This is a genomic window from Pseudomonas hygromyciniae, from assembly GCF_016925675.1.
Classification (GTDB): Bacteria; Pseudomonadota; Gammaproteobacteria; order Pseudomonadales; family Pseudomonadaceae; genus Aquipseudomonas; species Aquipseudomonas hygromyciniae.
This window is the reverse complement of record NZ_CP070506.1, coordinates 757,964-778,986: the sequence shown is the minus strand read 5'-3', so window position 1 is coordinate 778,986 and position 21,023 is coordinate 757,964. Positions and strand designations below refer to the sequence as shown.

The window sequence follows — 21,023 nt, the reverse complement described above, 5'->3', positions numbered from 1 at the left end:
ATTGGGAAGGCCATACCCTAATTTCCCCTTGATCCTCAGTGACAGGATGGTCGTCCTTCAAGAGCCTTTCGAGTTCCTGGTTAATGAATGCATCAAGCGCGGGCGCGTAAAAAGTGAAGGAAGTTGGGACGTTTATGGCTCAGCGCTCTACGACTTTCTCGCGTTCTGTCATGCCAATGAACTCGACTGGAGAGACAACTCAGATCGCGATAACACCATACTTTCAGTTTATCGAGACTGGAGCGTTAAGGATTGCGGACTTGCAACCAGTACCGTCAATGCACGGCTGCGCATCGTTATTAAATTCTATAAATTTGCTTTAAGGAAAGGCTGGGTAAACTCACTTCCATATCAAATCGAAGAAGTTAAAGTTCCAACCTCAAAGGGATTCTTGGCCCACACAGATACCAGCGGCGGTTGGAAGACAACACCGGACGTGCTCCTTTCGACACAAAAAACAAGAATACACGTATTAACTCATGGGCAAGTCAAAGAACTACTGAGCTCAATCAAAAACACTGAGCACAAGCTGATTACAAGGCTTGCTTTAGCCACGGGCCTTCGAAAGCAAGAGCTTTTGACATTCCCAACAAAGTATATAGTTAACCCTGCCGGCCTCAGTGGCTCTAGGTTTCACGTGCGCATTAACTTGAAGCCTGAAGACATGATCTTAAAAGGCAGCAAACCGAGAGGTATAGATGTCCCCATCTCACTAATGGAAGACCTTTGGCGTTATATTCAGCTAGAACGTGGCGCCAGGGCATCACTAAGCGGTGAGTTTCAATCTATCTTATTTCTTAACTCTGAAGGGTTACCTTGGAGCAGCAATGGGCGTGGATTGAATAAGATCTACAACGACCTGGGATTATCTTTTCATGTAAGGCCGCACATTCTACGCCATACTTATGCAACACACTCCCTTTACTTACTACGAAAATTGAATTGTAAGTTTGACCCACTAATGTACATCCGAGACAGGATGGGTCATGCAAGCTTGAGTACAACTGAGAAATACTTACACGTTCTCGACATACTCGAAAGCAACGTCATGGATAGTTACCAAAGCGAACTTGATGAAATGTGCCAAGGCATTGCGCAGTGAAAAAGAAAAATTTCAAGATTACAGATCCATCCTTGGTTTCGGCGCTGAGGGCCCCAAAGAAAGAGACGGCTCCCGACGAGATACCGAAACAAACCTTCATAGCGTTTCCCCCGAGCTCATCCAGCCAACGGATATATGACTTCGGCCCCTTCTATGGAAAGGGCTATGATGATGTTGTAATTAAGTGCCAGTCGACCATAGTTGAACTTCTGGAAAGATCATTAAACAGCAATCAAACTGATCTTTCGGTCGTAACTGTTATCGGGTACTGCAATGCAGGACTCACTAAGCTATTCAAGTTTTGTGAAATCTGGGCGGCAGCAACCTCGCAGAATGAACTTAAGATCGCCGATCTAGACAGAACCTTCATTCTGGCCTACATGCAACACCTTGCTTCAAACTTGAGCTACACTGCGCAGCGCTCGTACTATCTCAAAACCAAGTCTGTGCTAACCGCAATTAAGCATATTGATCTGAAAGTAAGCTTCCCCAAAAAGCCTTATCCAAACATTAATAAAAAGTACAAAGGCGAGACAGCCTACACTCCCGGCGAGAGGAGAAGGTTGGCGCAGGCATTATCAGCCGAAATCCACCGGATAAAAAGCGAAACCGGCCCGCTATCTTCAAGCGAGCTTGGCATGTGTTTGCTATGGATTTCCACTTGTACTGGACTAAACGCTCAGCCCTTGTTCGAATTAAGGGTCGACGCTTTGCAGCCTCATCCATTCCACCCTCACAAGCGGCTATTAGTAACCTATAAGCGCCGAGGTAAGAACACCCAGATCAGCTCGCTTCGTGGAAGCTCAACAGTAGAGAGTGCCCACGAGATGGCACCGCGTGTAGATTCGGTCTTTAGGATGGTCGAGCAGAGGAACCAGGAGCTCAGACTCAAGAGTGATTATCCTGAGTCTCTTTTTATTTTTCGGCAAAGCACCAGGGCCGATCCAAAACCTGCTCGGATAAAGTCGGATGTCGTGCAATACGCAGGAAAGTTGCTGGCAGAGAAATACCTTCTTGAAGATGATAAGGGACAACGTCTGGTAGTTAATATCTCAAAGCTCCGGAAGACATTTTCAAACAGAGTTTTTGAGCTTTCAGGACATGATCCTATAGTGGCCGCCGCCCTCGCCGGGCACTCTGTCAAGGTGAGCGATGATCACTACCTTGCGCCACCTGTAGATGCTGAAAAAGACCATGCTTTCATGGGCGAGGTCAGAAACCGAGAACTGTTGTCGCGTAGCGTTGAGCGGACATCAGTCGCCAGTTGCCAGGACAGTCGCAACGGCCATCGCGCCCCCAAAAATGGAAAAATCTGTCTCGAAGTTTTCGGCTGCTTCAAATGCCAAAGTTTTGTCGTTACCGGGGATGATCTACATAAACTGTTTAGCTTCTACAACCACGTGGTATCTCTGAGATCTGAGTTGGGTGCTAAGCGATGGAATCGCGAGTATTCCTACATTCTTAGAATCATTAATAGAGATATTGCGCCTAAATTTGACGCAGCGAAAATTCAAGGGGCGAAAGAATTGGCAGCAAGCAAGCCACACCTCCTATGGAGATCGCCAATCAAAAACACTGACCTCATCGAAATTGAGGAAGTACAATGAATAGCGCTGACGCAGTTATCGTGCGGAACAATTTAGAAGTAAGCGAGGCACTGATAACCAATGACTTCTCCAAGGTCATCTTTTCTTACACGACCACTCCGAGTGGTAAGCTGTTGGTACTCAGTAGCTTTTTTGATGATGTTTGGATCATTCCTGATTCACAATTTACCACCAGCGTAACAAAGTCGTTCAAACGTCTAAACTTCAAAACCGTGCCATCCAAATTTGTTCATATTCTGAAATTGTGCGTTCTGAAATACTCATTATTTGGCCTCTTTGGACAACCACCTAGAGGGAGCACCATTAAGCTATTTTTCACGAACGCGTTAAGCTTTTTAAACTACATAAGCAAGCACACCGACAGCCTTAACGCGATCAACCCTCTACTGTTCTCCAACTACACGCTGGACACCAAGCTTGTCAAAGGCCGTAAAGAGGCCTTGCTCACTATTGACGCTCTGCGCCTGAGATTTACTGGCGTGGAACAGCTTCACTTGTTGAGTCAAGATACTGTTGATCCCATGCGACATCCTTGGCCGGATTCCTCTGCATCAACACTATCTGGAAAAAATGGAACTGAATGGTATCTCAAGGGTAAAACGCCTGTGATCCCGGATGACATCCTAGCTGTGCTTTTTCAACAGTCAGTAAGTCACATGGAGCGAGCGGAGTATCTTATCGAGCTGAGAGATGCATCCCGCCAGATCATTTCGACGCTGACCTCACGCGGCAACCAAACTTTATATACATCTCCTTTTCTGCAGAGTCAGGGCTTCGACGGTGGGTTAAGAGAAGTTCTTGGTGAACTCAGGAAAACGTATATTGCTTGCGCAGTTATAATTTTGACTACCAGCGGAGTGAGAATCCATGAGCTGCATTCTCTCAAAGAGGATTGTCGTTTTACGACGGAAGACTCTGATGGAAAAACCATCTACTGGATGCGCGGGCGCTCAGAGAAAACCGGAGAAGGTGACACGGAGTGGGTTGTTACCGAGGCTACCCACCAAGCTATTTCAGTTGCAGCCAAGATAACGGCCCCACTACGCGAGGAGCTAAAACAGAAAATAGATGAGCTATTCTCTGTGAACGCTGACTGCCACATTGCCGCACAATTATCGCGCCACAAGGATGTGATCTTCCTAGGGAAACATACCATCACGGGCGAGATAAGCACTCTCGCCAACTTAGGTAACTTATTAACCGGCTATTGCACCGACCTGGGGCTTGACTGGAACCTGACCTCGCACCAGTTCCGAAGAACTTTCGCTGTATATGTTGTTCGGAGTGCTCATGGTGATCTTCGATACTTGAAGAAACACTTCAAGCACTGGAGTCTGGACATGACCGCTCTCTACGCCGCAAATGAGCAAAAGGACTCTGACCTGCTGGACGAGCTCATGCAGGCTTACAGCGAGGCAAAAGAAAGCATCATCGATCATATGCTTGATGAGACTACTCCACTTAGTGGTGGCCTCGCAGATGGCGTAATGAAATTCCGGGCTGCCCAAATCAAGACCTATCAGGATCGTTCGGAGATGGTGAAGACAGTTGCTGATTTTGTTCACATCCGAGCAACCTCCGTTGCTTGGTGCACTAACGACCTTGGAAACTGTGTGGGAGGCTCTGGCCTAGAAGCAACCCGTTGCGGAGACTGTGTTAACTCTCTGATCGACGACACTAAGTTGCCGGTCTGGCAAGGCATCTATGAACAGCAAATTGAGCTGCTTGACCTGACTGATATAGGTGAATCAGGTCTAGAGCGTGTCCGTAGGGATGTAGCAAGATGCGAGAAGGTGCTCAAAGACCTTGGGGCGCCAGTGGAGATGACACATGGATAAAATACTTTCCAAGGGCGAACAGACCAGAAGGTCGATTCGCCTGGCGATTACTGCAATCACGAATGGCCGACCAAAAGTTATAGCGAAAGATCGGAAGATATCCATCAAAGCTGTCGCTGAAGAGGCGGGGGTAAGCAACGCAACTATTCATAACAATTACCCGGATCTCGCAGAGCAGATTCGGTTGCTGGCGAACAACGACGTTAGACAACAGAGAGATGTGACCAGGCAGGCCCTTAGCGAGCAGCGTCAGAAGGCTTCAGAGCTTCGAGCGGAGATTAAGGAGCTACGAGCTCAGTTAGCTGAGATCGCCTCCGTAAACGCCGCCTTGATGCTTCAGAATGCGGAGCTGCATTCAAGGCTCGAAAGCAACAACGTTGTAGACATCAGAAAACGCTGAAACCCCCGATTAGTGTTACTGCCCGGAGAGCCCGAAAATACGGGGCTTGGATGGCAGTAACACTGTTACAAGGTCTACCAAATAAGTGGGAATACTGCCATTTCCAGGAAGGCTACTGCGTGATCACCCCGGACGGCCTGGAACCGATCCATTTGCGCGCAGGGGATATCTTTGTGGTGGAGCCCGGCATGAAGGGCACGTGGGAAGTGGTCGAGACGGTGCGTAAGTATTTCGTGTTTGCCTGATACAGACTTTGGGACAAACCAGCTTGTTGTGGCGAGGGGGCTTGTCCCCCGCTGGGTGGCGAAGCCGCCCCAAAACCTACCGCCTCGGTCTATCTGAAGGAAGTCGGGGGGCCTACTGGGGCGGCTTCGCCGCCCAGCGGGGGACAAGCCCCCTCGCCACAACAAGCCCCCTTGCCACAAGCCGCCTCATCACAACAAGTCGCCTCTTGATCGCGAGCCCTTTGACCTATAGAGGCTTGCGATAGCTGTTGATGATCGCCGAGAAGTCCTTGCCTCCGTCCCCGCGCTGGCTCATCGATTGATACAACTGCTGCGCCACCGCTCCCAGAATCACTGGCTGGTGCGCCTGGCGCGCGGCTTCGGTCGCCAGGCCCAGGTCCTTGAGCATCAGGTCGGCGCCAAATCCGCCGGTGTAACCCCGGGAGGCCGGCGCGGTTTCGATTACGCCCGGCCAAGGGTTGTAGGTGTCGGAACTCCAGCAACGCCCGGTGGAGCTGTTGATGATGCCGGCCAGCACTTGCGTATCGATACCCAGCGCATCGCCCAAAGCCATGGCTTCACTGACACCCACCATGCTGATCCCCAACAGCAGGTTGTTGCAGATCTTGGCGATCTGTCCGGTGCCCACGTCACCGCAATGCACGATGTTGCGGCCCATCTGCGCCAGCACCGGTTGCAAGGTGGCGAACAGTTCCGGGTTGGCGCCGACCATAAAGGTCAACGTCCCGGCCTGGGCACCACCGGTGCCACCGGAAACCGGGGCATCGGCCATCGCCACGCCGTGTTTGGCTGCAGCCGCCGCTACGTCGCGCGCGGTCTGTGGGTCGATGGTGCTGCAATCCACGGCTGGCACGCCTTTGCCGATGCCGGCCAGCACGCCGTCTTCATTGAGCCATACGCTGCGCACATGGGCGGCGGCGGGCAGCATGGTCAATACCAGCTCCGCGCCCTGGGCCGCATCCCGCGGCGAAGCACTGATGGTGCCGCCCAGCGCGGCCAGTTCGTTGAGCACCGTCTGGTTCAGGTCGAACAGGTTCAGCGCATGGCCAGCCTTGATCAGGTTGCGGGCCATGGGCGCGCCCATGTTGCCCAGGCCGATAAATGCAATCTTCATGGTCGTCTCCTTGATCAACGCAGGTTGATGGTGGTGTTGACGCCATCATTGACGCTGTCGTCGTCAAACCAGCGGCTGGTGACGGTTTTGGTCTGGGTGTAGAACTGCACCACTTGCTTGCCGTATGGGCCCAGGTCGCCGAGTTTCGAACCACGGGAACCGGTGAAGCTGAAGATCGGGACTGGCACCGGGATCGGGATGTTGATGCCCACCTGGCCGACGTCGATTTCGCTCTGGAACTTGCGCGCCGCCGCACCGCTCTGGGTGAACAGGCCGGTACCGTTGCCGAACGGGTTGGCGTTGACCAAAGCGATCGCCTCATCGAGGGTATCGACTTCCAGCACCACCAGCACCGGGCCGAAGATTTCCTGGGTGTAGATCTGCATGTCGGTGGTCACGCCCGAGAACAGGGTCGGGCCGACGAAGTTGCCTTGCTCGAAGCCCGGCACCTGGATGTCGCGGCCGTCCAATTCCAACTTGGCGCCTTCTTTCACGCCGCTCTCGATCAGGTCGAGGATACGTGCCTTGGCGCGCTTGGAAATCACTGGGCCCACGTCGGTACCCGCTTCGCTGCCGGCGTTCACTTTGAGTTTCTGCGCCAGAGCCTTGAGGTCAGGCAGCCATTGCTTGGCGGCGCCAACCAGCACCACCACCGAAGTGGCCATGCAGCGCTGACCGGCTGCACCGAAACCGGCGCCGACCAGGGCGTTGAGAGTCTGTTCGCGGTTGGCATCCGGCAGCACCACCGCGTGGTTCTTCGCGCCCATCATCGATTGCACGCGCTTGCCGTGTTTGCCCGCCAGGTCGTAGACGTGGGTGCCGACGGCGGTCGAGCCGACAAAGGACACAGCCTTGATATCTTTGTGGGTGCACAGCGCATCCACCACATCCTTGCCACCGTGAACCACGTTCAGCACGCCCGCTGGCACGCCAGCCTCCAGCGCCAGTTCCACCAGCATCAGGGTCGACAATGGATCCTGTTCCGAAGGCTTGAGCACGAAGGTGTTACCGCAGGCGATGGCCATCGGGAACATCCACAACGGGATCATTGCCGGGAAGTTGAACGGGGTGATCCCGGCACACACGCCGATCGGTTGGCGCAGGGTGTAGGTGTCGACACCGCCGGCGACGTTCTCGGCAAACTCGCCCATTTGCAGGGTACCGATGGAACAGGCGTGTTCGACCACTTCCAGGCCACGGAAAATATCGCCTTCGGCATCGGCAATGGTCTTGCCCTGCTCGGCACTGAGTACTGCGGCAATGCGCTTGGAGTGTTCACGGATCAGCGCCTGCAGCTTGAGCATGATGCGCATGCGCGCGCCGATCGGCGTCAGCTTCCAGGTCTGGAAGGCGCGCTGGGCGGCGTCGATGGCTGCATTGACTTCATCGGCCGTGGCAAAGGGCACACGGGCCAGGACTTGTTGGGTCGCCGGGTTGACGATGTCTTGCCATTGGGTGGTCTTGGACTCGACCCATTCACCGTTGATCAACAGTTTGGCCTGTTTCACGGTGGTATCGGCAGACGTAAGCGATGCGTTCATTGTGGTCTCCAGATCTTGTAGTTATGCAGAGAGCCAAGGCGTGAAGCGCCTTGAGGATGAGGCGTTCGGACGATTTTTGGAGTATAGATGTGCAAACTTCCAATAAGAACCCACATAAAAGCCGGTCCAACATGCAAAAAAACATCACGTCTTTAGGGTCGCTGAACTGGGATGACCTGAAGTTTTTCCTCGAAGTGGCGCGCACCCGCAAGGCCAGCGTCGCCGCCAAGCGCCTGGCGGTGGACTACACCACGGTGTCGCGGCGTATCAGTTCGTTGGAAGGTTCGTTGGGCACCCTGTTGTTCGAAAAATCCCGGACCAGCGGCTTCGTCCTGACCAATGAAGGCCAGCGCTTGCTGGGTTATGCCGAGTCCATCGAAAGCACCCTGCACATGGCCTGCGAACAAGTGTCCGGCTCCGGCGTGGCGCTGTCGGGGCATGTGCGCATGGGCTGCACCGAGGGCTTCGGCAGTTTTTTCGTCACCCCGCAATTGAGCCACTTCGTCGACACCTACCCGGCGATCTCAGTGGATATCCTGCCCCTGCCTCACTTCATCAGCCTGTCCAAGCGTGAAGCCGATATCGTCATCGCCCTGGAACGCCCGGAACACGGGCCCTACGTGTGCTGCAAACTGTGCGACTACAAACTGCAGCTGTACGCGACCCAGGACTACCTCGACCAACACCCGCCCATCCGCCGCCCGGCCGACCTGGCCGACCATCCGTTTATCAGCTACGTGGATGACCTGGCGTTCAGCTCGGAGCTGCTGTACCTGGCCAATGTCGTTCCAGGCGCCAGCGCCAGCCTGCGCAGCACCAGCGTGATTGCGCAATACGTGGCGGCGCAGCAGGGGCGCTCACTGGCGATCCTGCCGTGCTTCCTGGCCGCGCAGGACTCAAGGTTGCTGCCGGTGCTGGGTGAGGAGATCACTATTACGCGGCAGTTCTGGATGTATTGCCGGGAGGATTTGCGCAAGTTGAAGCGGATTACGTTGTTGTGGGATTACATCAGGGAAGTAACGGAGCAAAACCAGGGGCTTTTGATGGGGGAAACGCGGGAGATGGTGTTTGCCGACTGAACCGCTATCACAGTTCAAGCCCGCTCCTACAGATCGACACGAACAACTGTAGGAGCTGGCTTGCCAGCGATCGCGGTGGGTCAGTCAATACATACCTGGCTGAACCAACGCCTTCGCGGGCAAGCCTGCTCCCACAGGTGAAGGTATTTCACAGTTAGACCGAGCTGTCGGCTCAGTCGGCGATGACCACAATCGATACCCGGCGGTTCTCGGTACGGCCCGCGGATGTGCTGTTGGAAGCCACCGGTTCGCTGCTACCCAGGCCGCGCAGTTGCACATTTTCTTCCTTCATACCCACGCTCTGCAGGACCTCGCCCACGCTTTTCGCCCGGCGCAGGGACAGTTGCTGGTTGTAGGACTCCTTGCCCGAGGCGTCGGTGTGGCCGTCTACGCGCACACGTTCGATGCCCACGCCGGTGAGAGCCTTGCCGATGCGTTCGACGATCTCGGTGCTGGCCTGGTTGAGTTTTTCGACGTCGCTGCCAAACAGCACTTTGCCCGACAGGCCAAACGCCCAGCCTTCGTCGGTCAGTTCGAAGCCTTGTTGTTTGAGTACCGCCACTTGTGCCGGTGTCAGGCCCTTGGGCGGAGCGGTCTGGCAGCCGCTCAGCGCCAGCAGGGCGATAAACAAGGTGATAAAGAGAACACGTGTGTTAGCAAACAAGGGATCAACTCCTGTGTTGAACGTTGGCAGCGGGGTGCTCCGACTCCGCCGTATGCTGGCCACCCTGGGAAAGGCGTTTGGCCTGGTACATCGCCGCATCGGCGGCATTGAGCAAGGCGCCGGGAGTGGCGCCATGATCGGGATAAACCGCGATACCGATACTCAGTGAAGTCAAGACTTCGGTGTTGCCCGGCAGCGGGATGGGCAGGTCCATGCTGGCGATGATTTTGTCAGCGATGCGCTGGGCATCTTCAAGCTTGTGCAGAGGTGAGAGCAGGATGGCGAACTCATCGCCGCCCAGGCGCGCCACCAGGTCGCTCTCGCGCAGTTGCGCCCGCACGCGCGCGGCGACGGCTACCAGTACGGCGTCACCGGCGGCATGCCCGAAGTTATCGTTGATATCTTTAAAGCGGTCGCTGTCGAGGAACAGCACCGCCACCCGTTCGTTGAGCTTGGCTGCACTGCGCAACGCGCGGATCAGCCGCCCCTCAAAGAAGGCACGATTGGGCAGCCCGGTGAGGCTGTCATGGCTGGCCTGGTGGGCGAGGGTTTCGTTTTCGCTTTGCAGGTGGGTTTGCCAGGCTTCGAGCTCGTCGAGCAGGGCATTGAAGTCATTGCCCAGGCTGTCGAGCTCGGCGATCTGCGCCGGCGGCACACGGCGGTCGAAGGCCCGCTCGCTGCGCGCGGCGTGGGCGACGTCGGCCAGGCTGTGCAAGGGGCCGGTGATACCACGCAGCATCCGGCGCGCCAGGTAAATCGCGACCCAGCCGCTTAACGCGGTGCAGATAATGATCCCCGCCAGGCCGCTGAGCAAAAAACGCAACAGGCTACCGCCGTGCCCACTCAGCTCAACGGTGCCAATTTTCCTGTCTTGACGCATGATCGGTTGGCTGATGGGCTCTTCCAGCAGCGTGTGGGCCAGTTCCAGCTCCACCTTGGACAATAACCCCGTTTCCGGACGCACCCAGTGAGCCAGGGTATTGCCATTGAGGTCCAGCACCCGGGCCTCAGCCACTTCTTCAGTGGAGGCAATCAACGCCAGGGCTTCGGTGGCCGCCCCGTGGTCGTTGAACACCACCGCAGCTTCCACGGTGTAGTTGATCGAGCGAGCGATCAGGTGCAGGTTGTGGTCGGCATAGACCCGCAGGGCCAGCACGCCCAGCAGGGTCAGGGATACGCTGGCCATGGCGACCGCCACCAGCGCCACACTCAGGTGCCCGCGACCAAGGACCGAACGTAATGTAGGGCGGGTTTTGGCGTTACGCAGCCTCATGGTTCCGGCGCTCGCCGACGGGACAACTGCAAGACGCTGGGATGAATACGCACTCCGCTGCGGGCCACGGAGTCGAGGTTGACCTCGAACGACACCTGATCATCACTCACCCGCAGGCAGAACAGGCTGCCCACGGTGCATTGGTCGCCGCCTTCACTGATGCTCAACACCGGGCGTCCGATCAACGCCGTGAACAAGTGACTGCGCTCGTCAGTGGAGAGCTTGCCGATATACAGGGCGTCGCAGGCATTGACGATATTGGGGTTGTCCGCCAGCAGGCGCTGGACCACTACCGGCCGGCCAGTGGCCTGGGTCGTGCCCTTGACCAGGTCATCGGTGTATTGGGTCGGGCCAACGATGCACAAACGCAGTTGGGTGGGCTCAACCGGCCAACGAGCGTAGCTGAGAATCCCCAGTACCACCTGGGTGACAGCCTGGGCCCGCTGATCGACCGCACTGGCGGCAGACGCCTGGGCAAAAGCCAGAGGCGTGACGAGGCACAGAACGGCCGATAGCAGCAATCGTCTCCAGCTCCAACTACGCTCTGTGGGCGAGACAGCCACGTTCATGCAGCGATTCTCTATGATCTTCTAGGGATAATGTCGCAACGATAGCATATTGGCGGAAACCCCATCGAGGCGGGGCCTAAGTAGATTCAGCCATTTATTGCGAAAAAACCGACATATCGGTCAGGTTTTTCCTACGGCTCACGCACCCAGCTCCAACATCAGCCCGCTTAACCGTTTCACCTTGCGCCGCACCGCTTCCTCGAAAACCCCACTACGGGTTTCGATCAAACTGAAGCGATCCTTCGCGCGAGTGATGCCAGTGTAGATCAGCTCCTTGGTCAGTACCGGGTTCAGCGCATCCGGCAGGATCAGGGCCGTATGCGCGAACTCCGAGCCCTGGGACTTGTGTACGGTCATGGCGTAGACGGTTTCTACATCGTTGAGCCGGCTGGGCAAGACGAAGCGCACCCCGCCCTGGCCATCGTTGCGCGGAAAGGCAACGCGCAGCACCTGCGGCCCGCCGTCACTTTCGGGCAGTTTCAAGGCGATACCGATGTCACCGTTCATCAAGCCCAGGCCGTAGTCATTGCGGGTCATCAGCACCGGGCGGCCTTCGTACCATTGCTGGTCGCTATCGATCAGCCGGGCCTTGAGCAGCGCGGCGGTGATACGTTGGTTGAGGCCCTCCACGCCCCAGGGGCCCTTGCGCACCGCGCACAGCAACTGAAAGGCATCAAAGGCTTGCAACAACTGGCGCGCCCAATCGGTCCAGTGCGGATCGTCCCGTGGGGTCTCGGCTGCCGGACGTGAGGTGCGCAGCAGGTTGAGGTAGTAGCGATAGCCCTGGGCATGGCCGCCTTGCCCGTCCAGCACCAGGCGCTCGAGGGCGCGGTCATGCTCGCCCTTGAGGCGCAGGCAAAACAGGTCGTGGCTGCCGGCGTCCAGCAGTTGGCGAGCCTGTTCGGGGTTTTGCTGGTTGACCCAACGCGCCAGTTGGCCGATGCCACTGCCTTCGCCGAAGCGCCGGGAATAACGCAGCATCACCACTTGTTGCGCCAAGGGATGGCTGGCGTCGAGGTCTTCCTCCAGGCCGCTGCCCGCCAAGGTCTCACCGCTGACACTTTCCAGCCATTGGCGGGTGCCGGGGCTGTACCAGCCCGCCTCGGCATCGCGGCACAAATCGCCGAGCACCGCGCCGGCTTCCACCGAGGCCAACTGGTCCTTGTCCCCCAGCAACACCAGGCGCGCATGGGCTGGCAAGGCATCCAGCAGGTTGGCCATCATTTCCAGGTCGATCATCGAGGCCTCATCCACCACCAGCACATCCAGCGGCAACAAGTTGCCCGCATGATGGCGAAAATGCCGGGTGCCGGGACGGCTGCCCAGCAGGCGATGCACGGTGGTGACCTCGGTGGGGATTTTTTCGCGCACGGTTTCGGGCACTTGCAGCGAGCGCACTTGTTGGCTGATGGACTCGGTCAACCGCGCCGCCGCCTTGCCGGTGGGCGCCGCCAGGCGGATGCGCAAAGCGCTGCCCTGCTCCACCGCTGGCGCTTGCAGCAATGCCAACAGGCGCACCACCGTGGTGGTCTTGCCGGTGCCGGGGCCACCGGTGACGATGCTGAACGCCCCACGCGTGGCCAAGGCACAGGCGAGTTTCTGCCAATCGACCACGCCATTGGGGGGCGGCTGGTCGAACAGGCCGTTCAAGCGTTGGGGCAGGTCCGGCGAGACCGCTTCCTGCACGGCAAGACGCTGACGCAAGGCGCTGTCGATGCGTCGCTCATAGGTCCAGTAGCGCCGCAGATACAGGCGCTTGCCCGACAACACCAAAGGCCGGCTTTGCGCCGCTGCGCTGCCATCCACGGCCAACGCCACCAGCGGGCTCGCGGCCAGGGCATGGCACCAGTGCGCGCCGTCCAGGCCATCGAGCAGTTGCGAAGGCAGCAGCATCACACCGCCTGAAAGATCACCTTCCGGGGGCAGCGACAGGGCGAAATCCGGTGCATTCAGCGTCTCGAACAGATCCAGGCACACATGCCCGTGGCCCAGTTGGTGACTGGTCAAGGCAGCGGCCAGCAGCACCAGGGGATCGGCCTGAGGGTCGAGTTCGTGGAGAAAGCCGACGAACGCCTTGTCCAGCGAGCGCAGCCAGCCGCGCTCGACCCAGCGCTCCAGCAGGTGCATCAGGTCGTCAGCGCGGTCCAGCGGTGCCAGTGCCTCCAGCGGCACAGTCGAGAGGCTCATAGCAGGACTCCTTGTTCCCAGGCCGGTTCGACCTTGGGCGGTTGCGGCTTGCCTTGGAACAACAGGTCCAGGCGTTCGATCAGTTCACGTGGCGGCCGGGTGAAATACGCGCCCTGGCTCACGGCTTGGCTACCGCGCAGGAACAGGTAGAGCGCGCCCCCCACGTGCCGGTCGTAATCGTAATCGGGCAGGCGCGCCTTGAGCTGGCGATGCAGGGCCAGCAGGTAGAGGACGTATTGCAGGTCATAGCGATGGTCGAGAATCGACTGTTCCATGGCCTGTTGGGTGTAGGCCGCGTCGTCGGCGCCGAGCCAGTTGGATTTGTAGTCGGCCACGTAATAGCGACCATCATGTTCGAAGGTCAGGTCGATAAAGCCTTTGAACATGCCGTTAAGCAATACCGGCTCGGCAGCCACCCGTGACACGCCGTCGTGGGTGTATTGGCAGACCAGTTGGTCGAGGGTGAGCACATCGACTTTGTGACTGGCGAACCAGAACTCCATTTCGATCTGATAGTGCTGCAAGTCACTCAGGGTCACCGATTCCGGCCCCTGGCCCAGGCTCAGTGGCGCTTGCAACAGGTGCCCAAGCCAGCCGCTGAGGGTGCCGATCCAGCCTTCCCAGCCGCGCCGGTTGCAGCGCCGTGCGACCGCATCTTCGATGGCTTCGGGCGTTACGTCGAAGCCATCGTTGCCGGCCCATTCCAGCAGGCCGTGGAGAAAGGTCCCGGGATTGGGCCCCCGTGGGAAACGATGAATGTCGCCGCCAGACGCGGCGACTTCGCGCGGTGCGTCCGGGTCCAGCCGTTCGTCGTCGAACAACTTCTGTGCTTGTGGGCTTTCTGGGGCCTCCAGGCTGGCGGTGCTCATGCTTTCGCCGATGCGCAGGGCGCTATAGGAAGCAATCCACCAGTTTTCCGCCGCCTTGCGCTTGGGCAGCAGCGGCGCGAGCAAGGTCGCGTCATTGCGCGGTGGCTGGTAGATGCTGGCCTCGGCCTCAGGCATTTGCCCGTAGGCAATCGCCGCGCAGCCGTCCTGCAAATCCATGAGCCAGCGGGCTAAGGCTGCGGACTCACCCAGGGCTGCGCCACCCCCCAACAGATAGCCCAGCGCCGACAGGTGCAGCACCGAACTGTTGGTATTGCCACGCTTGAGATCGGCCACACCGAGCCAACAGGCATGTTTGGCCCGCGTCAGCGCCACGTAGAACAGGCGCAGGTCTTCGGCCAGGCGTTCGTCATCGGCTTGGGCGATCAGTTCGGCGGTGGGTTTGAGGCTGACCTGGGACTTGCCGTTGGCATCGTGGTAATGCAGCGGCAGGCGACTGCCGTCGACGGGCTTGGCCGAACAGATAAACGGCAGGAACACCAGATCGTATTCCAGGCCCTTGGATTTGTGGATGGTCACCACCTTGACCAGTTGCTCATCACTTTCCAGGCGCAGGATCTGCTCTTCGCCGGCCTGGCCCGAGAGCGCCAGATGTTCCGCTAGATGGCGGATCAGTGCTTGTTCGCCATCAAGTTCAGCAGCGGCCTGTTGCAGTAGTTCGCACAGGTGCAGCAGGTTGGTCAGCACCCTTTCGCCATCGCTGCGGGCGATCAGGGTTTGCGGCAACTTGAAGTCATGCAGCAGGCGTCGCAGCATCGGCAACACGCCCTGGGTCCGCCAGATCACGCGGTAATCGCGAAACTGCATGACCCGCTGTTCCCAGGCCAGTTCGTCCTGGTTCAGTTGCTCCAGTTGCGTCAGCGACAGGTTGAGGGTGACGCAGGCCAGGGCCGCACGCAGCGGGCGTTCTACGTCTGGTTCGGCGCAGGCCTTGAGCCAGGCGAGTACGTCGTGGGCTTCCTGGGAGGCAAACACCGAATCCTTATCGGACAGGTACACGCTGCGCACACCGCGCGCGGCCAGTTCACCGCGCACGGCCTGGGCCTCCTTGCCGTCACGCACAAGAATGGCGATGTTCGACGGTTGCACGGGGGAGAAATCCCCATCCTTGACGAACCCTGCACTGCCTCGCTGGCCGCCATTGAGCAACGCAACGATCTGACTGGCACAAGCACCGGCCAATTGCTGGCGATAAAGTACATTGGAGATCGGCTGGTCGGTGGGCAGGTGCCAGATATTCAGGGCTGGCACTGTGTGGCCATCGACCTGCAAGTGCTCTTTGCGACCTTGGGACGATACCGGCTGGAATGGCACCGGGTTCTCGCCGTCCGGCTCGCGAAACAGAAACGCCCCGCGCCCGGTTTCCGCACGTTCAAACACATGGTTGACTGCCTCGACCATGGCATGGCTGGAGCGAAAGTTGGTGCCCAGGGTGTGCAAGCGCCCGGCGGTGGCTTGCCGGGCACGCAGGTAGGTGTAGATATCGGCGCCGCGAAAGGCGTAGATCGCTTGCTTGGGGTCGCCGATCAGGAACAGGCCGCTGAGCGGGTTGTTGTCTTCAATACGGTAGATGCTCTCGAAGATCCGGTATTGCACCGGGTCGGTGTCCTGGAATTCGTCGATCAGGGCCACCGGGAATTGCTCGCGGATCACACTGGCCAGACGCTCGCCGCCCTCGGCTTGCAGGGCCGCGTCCAAGCGGATGAGCATGTCGTCAAAGCCCATCTCGGCACGCCGGCGCTTCTCATCTTCAAAACGTTTACCGACCCAGGCCGCCGCGTGTTGCAGCACTGCAGCGTCAGGCGTGGGTAAGGCGTCCAGGCTGGCTTTGAGGCCCACCATGGCATCCAGGCCCGGATGATGCGGCGCGTCGCCCTTCCAGGCTTCGGCCATACCCTCCGGGGTCAGGCGGCTGAAGCCGGTGCCGATATCCAGTTGTTCCAGGGTTTCGTCAGCGGCCCAGGCGCTGATTTTCTCGAACCAGGGTTCGAAATAGCGGGCTTGCATCTTACGGCCATCGACAGCCTTGGCCGCGACGGCTTGCAGGCAGATCTCGCGCAACTCGGCGGCCCATTGTTGCCAAGGGGCCTTGAGCGCTACCAGAGCCTCGCGGCGTTCGTGCAGGCAAGCCTCGATCAGCTCGGCGGGCTCCCGCGGTTCGTCACTGGGGCGCTCGCTGCCGAACAATGCGCGCACGCGGGGCAACAGCGCTGCAGGGCCGCCCCAGTTGCTGCGCACCCAGTTCAGGGCATCGCCGTGCATCGGGTAACAGAACAGCCGCCAGTAGTCGCGCAGCACTTCGCCGAGCAGGTCACTGTGGTCGGTTTCCAGGGTCTGGGTAAACAGGCTGCCACTGTCGAAGGCGTGTTCGCGCAGCATGCGCTGGCACCAACTGTGGATGGTCGAGACGGCGGCCTCGTCCATCCATTGCGCGGCAATATCAAGGCGATTGGCGCAACCAGGCCATTGCTCGACGCTGTATTCGTCGCGCAACTGGGCGATCAAGGCGTCAGGCTGCTCGATTTCATCACGAAAGTAGCGCGCCGCTTGGGCCAGGCGGGTACGGATACGCTCGCGCAATTCTTTGGTGGCGGCGTCGGTGAAGGTCACCACAAGGATCTGCGGCGGCAGCAATTCGCGGCCAAAGCCTGCCTCGTCGCCGCCGTGGCCGAGTACCAGGCGCAGGTACAACGCGGAGATGGTGAACGTCTTGCCGGTGCCGGCGCTGGCCTCGATCAGTTGGCTGCCGCGCAGGGGAAAGGCCAGGGCCAGGGGTTTGATGGCGCTCATGGGCGGGCCTCCTCGCTGGTCAGTGATCGCCAGGGTGCGGTTATCAAGGGTCGATAGAGGGTTTCGCACCAGCCTTCGAAATCCTCGCTGGTCACCAGCGCTGCATAATCGGGAAACTGTCGGGTAAGGGCCGGGCTTTCGCGGCGCTCGCCGTCACTGTTGATGCCATCACCTTCGTAGGCTTTGAGGGCCGCAGCCTGGGCCTTGTCCGGATCGGTCTGGCCGAGCCAGGCAAACGCAGTCTTGACCGCGACCGGCAGTGGTTCGCTCATGCCGGCCTGCCAAGCCAGGAGCAGGTTGCCGAGGATATCCTGGGCAAGGTTTTGCTCCAGGGGAGCCAGCAAGAGAGTGTCATCACTGGCCACCAGGCCTGTGCTTAACGGAAGGCCACAGGCGCAGGCCACCAGGTGATTGACCCATGGGCGGATCAGGCGATGCCACTTGCGGGTCTTGATCGAGCCGATGCTGTTGGGAATGGTGGTCACGCTGAGCAAGCCGCCATCACTGCGCCGATGCAAGCCGCTGACCCAGCCGTCGAGTTCAATCCCGCGGTGCGCGAAGCGGACGGGTTCTGCGGTGTTGTGCGGCGTGGGCCAGAGCGCCAGGAGTTGCTGGTAGCGCTGCAACAGGTCAGGCAAAGGCTCGATCAGTTCATTGCGCAGGCATTCGCCAAAACCAACCATTGGCAGCAGGCCACTGCCCTGCAGGCGCTGGGCCTGGGCATCCAGGGCTTGCTCCAGATGATCGGGGTCGCTCAGTGCAGCGGCGAGCAGGCTATCGCTCAAGGTGTAGCGCTGCAGGGCGTCGAGGACAAAGGGCTCTTCATCGGCGAGGGGCACCTCAGCGGCTTCGAAAAATACCTTGAGGCGCTGGCTGAAGAAATGCCTGACGGGGTTACGCAGGAAGTCCTGCAACTGGCCCAGGCTCAGGGGTTCTTCCTGGACGTAGGCTGACAGGCAGGTTGTTTCGAGGGGCAGGTCTTGGGCTTCGTGCAACAACTGCCATTCGCGGGCGTAGCTGAACAGCGGATCACCTTCGTGGAAATAGCGTGCACTGAAAGGTTGCAAAGGGTGTTCCTGGGTTATTGCCTCCAGCAGCGATTGCTCTTGGGCATGTTGCCAGCCGCTGGCGAGGTGATCGCGCAGTTGGCCGATCAGCACGGACGCCGGGCGCTCGCTGTTGTCGCGGATGCTGCGGCCGACCCAGCTTATGTAGAGTTGATCGCGTGCCGAGAGCAGGGCTTCCAGCAACAAGTAACGGTCATCTTCACGGCGAGAACGGTCGCCGGGGCGGTAGTCGCTGCCCATCAGGTCAAAATCCAGCGGCGGTTGCGCGCGCGGATAGTCACCGTCGTTCATGCCCAGCAGGCACACCAGTTTGAACGGAATGGCGCGCATCGGCATCAGGGTGCAGAAATTCACCGCGCCAGCGAGGAAGCGCTGGGACAGGCGGCCCTGGTCGAGGCCTGCAAGCCAAGCCTCACGAACTACGGTCAGCGGTAAATCGTCGTACAGGCCGACGGACTCGCAAGTCTCCAACCAGTCTTCTCGCAGTTGCTCAAGCTGGCCCAGCAGATAGTCATCGTGTTCGTTGCTGGCCAGAAAGAAGCGTTGCATCAGGTCTTGCAGGCGTGCCCCCCAGACTTGTGGTGTTGCGGGCTGTGACAGGGCTTGGTGTGCATCGTGCAATGCGTCAAGCAAGGCGACCAACGGACCGATCAGCGCAGCATCGAGGCCGCCGATTTCATCGTAGGGCTCAATGCCGGCGCAGGCGGCACCACTGCCCACGGCGTAACCCAGCAGCATGCGGCGCAGGCCGAATCGCCAGCTGTTTTGCTCCAACTCACTGGGCAGGCCGAGACCGGCACGCTGCTCGGCGTTTAGACCCCAGCGGATGCCGGCACCTTCTATCCAGCGGTGCAGAGTGGGCAGGTCGCGCTCCAGGATGGCGAAGCGCTCACGCAGGGCGGGAACGTCCAGCAAGTCGAGGATTTCGCTGACCGGAAAACGGCTGTCGGGAAGTTTCAGCAGATGTTCGACGGCGATCAACAGTGGATCGCGGCCCCGTTGACCCTGGTCAGTGAGGGTGAAGGGGATGAAGCGCGGGTCTTTTTTGTCCAGTTGGCCGAATACCGCACGGATATGCGGCGCGTAGCTGTCCACATCCGGGACCATGACGATAACGTCGCGAGGCCGCAACGCGGGGTTTTCGCTGAAGCGCTGCAGCAATTGGTCGTGGAGGATTTCCACTTCCCGCTGGGCGCTATGGGCGATGTGGAAGCGGATCGAGGTGTCGTGCTGCAGATCGACGGCGGGCCAGCGCTCTCGCGTTTCGGGAAGGGGGCGCAGTTCGAGGATGTCATCCTGCAGTTGGTTGAGGATTGTGGTCGGTTCGCTGTCGCTGAACAGGTCGATGCGCCCGTCACGGAAGGCTGATCGGTAACTGTTGGGATCGTCGTAGCTGTCCAGCAGGTTGATGTAGTCACGCCCCTGCTTGCCCCAAGCGGCGAGCAACGGGTGGGCGTGCTGGTGCAGGGTTTGTGGGTCGATGGTGACGGGCATCCCGGTCTTGCGCGCCTGGCGTTTGTACTCGTTTCGCAGTAGGTCTTTGTCGGCAACGATGTCAGACCAATGGTGACGGCAAGGGTTATGCACGCATAGCAGGACCTGGCTAAAACGGGCCAGACCGGCCAGCGCTTCAAGGGCTTGGGCGGGCAAGGAAGAGATGCCAAACACAATGACGCGAGACGGCAGGCCTTGCGGGGCCGTGTCCAGCTTGTTGATACGCTCGATAAAGCGCTGGTGAACTCCGGCACGGCTCTGCGCCATCCCCTCTTCGCCGACATCCAGCAGCAATGCCCGCCATAACTCGGCCTGCCAGCAGTTGGCCGGGCTCAAGGGTTTGGCCTCGCCTCGGCCATTGCGCAGTTGATGTCGACCCGCGGCCCAGTCTTCCAGCCAGTCCGCACGATAAACCTGATATTGGTCGAACAAGTCGGCCAGGCGCTCCGCCAGTTGGTATCGTTTACGCAGGTCGGTGTCATGGGTGAGGAAGCGTTGCAGGGGCTCGAAATGCGGCTGGTCGATCAGCTCGGGCAGCAGGCGCATGAGGCGCCAGGTCAGCGGGGCTTTATCCAGAAGGGACTTGACCGGGATTTCGTCGCGGCCCAGGACCATGCGATAAAGCTGCCACATGAAACTGCCGGGCAGTTGCACGTCGATCGCAGCGGCGATGCCGCAGCCGCCCGTGTCGTCATCCTCTGGATCTTCAGCAAGCGCCAGTTTGAGCCATTGTGCGATGCCGTTGCTTTGCACCAGAGCGATTTCGTTTTCCAGGGGAGCCAATGGATAGCGACGCATCCAACTGACGACCAGGCTGCGCAGTTCATCCAGGCGATTGCCGTGGACGACCATGAATCCAGCACTGAGGGACGTTGCATCCGGCATAACGGCTTCCTTGGGAAAAGCAAAATCGAGGGAGCGACTTTAGCATTGAAGGGCATTCTGGGCGGTGTTGGGCTAATCGCAAAATCCCATCAGCGCTTTTCGACCGCCCAAAACAAAACCCCAACTGCTTTCGCAATTGGGGTTTCGGAATTTAATCTTGACGATGACCTACTCTCACATGGGGAAACCCCACACTACCATCGGCGATGCATCGTTTCACTACTGAGTTCGGGATGGGATCAGGTGGTTCCAATGCTCTATGGTCGTCAAGAAATTCGGGT

Annotated in this window: 13 protein-coding genes, 1 rRNA gene and 1 pseudogene; 6 read left to right on the top strand and 9 right to left on the bottom strand. The window is 58.8% G+C overall.

Going from position 1 to position 21,023, the window contains the following annotated elements; genetic code table 11:
* Positions 1–46 precede the first annotated feature (46 nt).
* The 5 genes and pseudogenes from JTY93_RS03265 to JTY93_RS03245 form a co-directional block, all read left to right on the top strand.
* Positions 47–1,102, top strand: coding sequence for a tyrosine-type recombinase/integrase (locus JTY93_RS03265; RefSeq protein ID WP_205479206.1), 1,056 nt, complete (start codon positions 47–49; stop codon positions 1,100–1,102).
* Positions 1,099–2,709 carry a hypothetical protein gene (locus JTY93_RS03260; protein WP_205479208.1) on the top strand — a complete coding sequence of 537 codons (1,611 nt, stop codon included), beginning with the start codon at positions 1,099–1,101 and terminating at the stop codon, positions 2,707–2,709. Before JTY93_RS03265 ends, JTY93_RS03260 begins: the two co-directional genes overlap by 4 nt.
* Complete coding sequence (locus JTY93_RS03255) at positions 2,706–4,547, top strand: site-specific integrase (protein WP_205479218.1); 1,842 nt, start codon at positions 2,706–2,708, stop codon at positions 4,545–4,547. The genes JTY93_RS03260 and JTY93_RS03255 overlap by 4 nt, the downstream gene beginning before the upstream one ends.
* Positions 4,540–4,947 carry a hypothetical protein gene (locus tag JTY93_RS03250; protein WP_038445787.1) on the top strand — a complete coding sequence of 136 codons (408 nt, stop codon included), beginning with the start codon at positions 4,540–4,542 and terminating at the stop codon, positions 4,945–4,947. Before JTY93_RS03255 ends, JTY93_RS03250 begins: the two co-directional genes overlap by 8 nt.
* Positions 4,948–5,030: 83 nt before the next feature.
* Positions 5,031–5,192 (top strand): annotated as a pseudogene (locus tag JTY93_RS03245) (cupin domain-containing protein); the annotation flags it as partial.
* Between the two features lie 226 nt (positions 5,193–5,418).
* On the opposite strand, the gene mmsB reads toward JTY93_RS03245, so the two are convergent.
* Together mmsB and JTY93_RS03235 are read right to left on the bottom strand one after the other, a co-directional pair.
* Positions 5,419–6,306 (bottom strand): 3-hydroxyisobutyrate dehydrogenase, encoded by an 888-nt coding sequence (gene mmsB / locus JTY93_RS03240; protein WP_205479461.1) that lies wholly within the window; start codon positions 6,304–6,306, stop codon positions 5,419–5,421.
* Between the two features lie 14 nt (positions 6,307–6,320).
* Positions 6,321–7,847: a CoA-acylating methylmalonate-semialdehyde dehydrogenase gene (locus JTY93_RS03235; RefSeq protein WP_205479452.1), complete on the bottom strand. Its 1,527-nt coding sequence runs from the start codon at positions 7,845–7,847 to the stop codon at positions 6,321–6,323.
* Between the two features lie 131 nt (positions 7,848–7,978).
* Here JTY93_RS03235 and JTY93_RS03230 point away from each other — a divergent pair, with 131 nt between their 5' ends.
* Positions 7,979–8,926, top strand: coding sequence for a LysR family transcriptional regulator (locus JTY93_RS03230; protein WP_205479450.1), 948 nt, complete (start codon positions 7,979–7,981; stop codon positions 8,924–8,926).
* Between the two features lie 172 nt (positions 8,927–9,098).
* Here JTY93_RS03230 and yfiB read toward each other — a convergent pair whose 3' ends face one another.
* From yfiB to rrf, 7 genes are all read right to left on the bottom strand, one after another.
* Positions 9,099–9,590 carry an outer membrane lipoprotein YfiB gene (gene yfiB / locus JTY93_RS03225; protein ID WP_205479448.1) on the bottom strand — a complete coding sequence of 164 codons (492 nt, stop codon included), beginning with the start codon at positions 9,588–9,590 and terminating at the stop codon, positions 9,099–9,101.
* Positions 9,591–9,594: 4 nt separating this feature from the next.
* Complete coding sequence (dgcN, locus tag JTY93_RS03220; RefSeq protein WP_205479446.1) at positions 9,595–10,863, bottom strand: diguanylate cyclase DgcN/YfiN; 1,269 nt, start codon at positions 10,861–10,863, stop codon at positions 9,595–9,597.
* Positions 10,860–11,432, bottom strand: a complete 573-nt coding sequence (gene yfiR / locus JTY93_RS03215; protein WP_205479439.1) for a regulatory sequestration protein YfiR — start codon at positions 11,430–11,432, stop codon at positions 10,860–10,862. Before yfiR ends, dgcN begins: the two co-directional genes overlap by 4 nt.
* A gap of 138 nt (positions 11,433–11,570) precedes the next feature.
* A complete protein-coding gene (gene recD / locus JTY93_RS03210) occupies positions 11,571–13,619 on the bottom strand; it encodes an exodeoxyribonuclease V subunit alpha (protein ID WP_205479437.1) in 2,049 nt (682 codons plus the stop codon).
* On the bottom strand, positions 13,616–17,296 hold the full coding sequence (gene recB, locus JTY93_RS03205; protein WP_205479436.1) for an exodeoxyribonuclease V subunit beta: 3,681 nt from the start codon (positions 17,294–17,296) through the stop codon (positions 13,616–13,618). The genes recD and recB overlap by 4 nt, the downstream gene beginning before the upstream one ends.
* Positions 17,293–20,742, bottom strand: coding sequence for an exodeoxyribonuclease V subunit gamma (recC, locus tag JTY93_RS03200; RefSeq protein ID WP_205479426.1), 3,450 nt, complete (start codon positions 20,740–20,742; stop codon positions 17,293–17,295). The genes recB and recC overlap by 4 nt, the downstream gene beginning before the upstream one ends.
* A 155-nt stretch (positions 20,743–20,897) precedes the next feature.
* A 5S ribosomal RNA gene (gene rrf, locus JTY93_RS03195) occupies positions 20,898–21,013 on the bottom strand.
* Between the last annotated feature and the right edge of the window lie 10 nt (positions 21,014–21,023).

What these genes read in the sequence shown, in the direction of transcription:
- JTY93_RS03265 (WP_205479206.1), top strand. Translation starts at nt 47, where the DNA reads ATGGTCGTCCTTCAAGAGCCTTTCGAGTTCCTGGTTAATGAATGCATC.
- JTY93_RS03255 (WP_205479218.1), top strand. Translation starts at nt 2,706, where the DNA reads ATGAATAGCGCTGACGCAGTTATCGTGCGGAACAATTTAGAAGTAAGC.
- JTY93_RS03250 (WP_038445787.1), top strand. Translation starts at nt 4,540, where the DNA reads ATGGATAAAATACTTTCCAAGGGCGAACAGACCAGAAGGTCGATTCGC.
- mmsB (WP_205479461.1), bottom strand. Translation starts at nt 6,306, where the DNA reads ATGAAGATTGCATTTATCGGCCTGGGCAACATGGGCGCGCCCATGGCC.
- JTY93_RS03235 (WP_205479452.1), bottom strand. Translation starts at nt 7,847, where the DNA reads ATGAACGCATCGCTTACGTCTGCCGATACCACCGTGAAACAGGCCAAA.
- JTY93_RS03230 (WP_205479450.1), top strand. Translation starts at nt 7,979, where the DNA reads ATGCAAAAAAACATCACGTCTTTAGGGTCGCTGAACTGGGATGACCTG.
- dgcN (WP_205479446.1), bottom strand. Translation starts at nt 10,863, where the DNA reads ATGAGGCTGCGTAACGCCAAAACCCGCCCTACATTACGTTCGGTCCTT.
- yfiR (WP_205479439.1), bottom strand. Translation starts at nt 11,432, where the DNA reads ATGAACGTGGCTGTCTCGCCCACAGAGCGTAGTTGGAGCTGGAGACGA.
- recD (WP_205479437.1), bottom strand. Translation starts at nt 13,619, where the DNA reads ATGAGCCTCTCGACTGTGCCGCTGGAGGCACTGGCACCGCTGGACCGC.
- recB (WP_205479436.1), bottom strand. Translation starts at nt 17,296, where the DNA reads ATGAGCGCCATCAAACCCCTGGCCCTGGCCTTTCCCCTGCGCGGCAGC.
- recC (WP_205479426.1), bottom strand. Translation starts at nt 20,742, where the DNA reads ATGCCGGATGCAACGTCCCTCAGTGCTGGATTCATGGTCGTCCACGGC.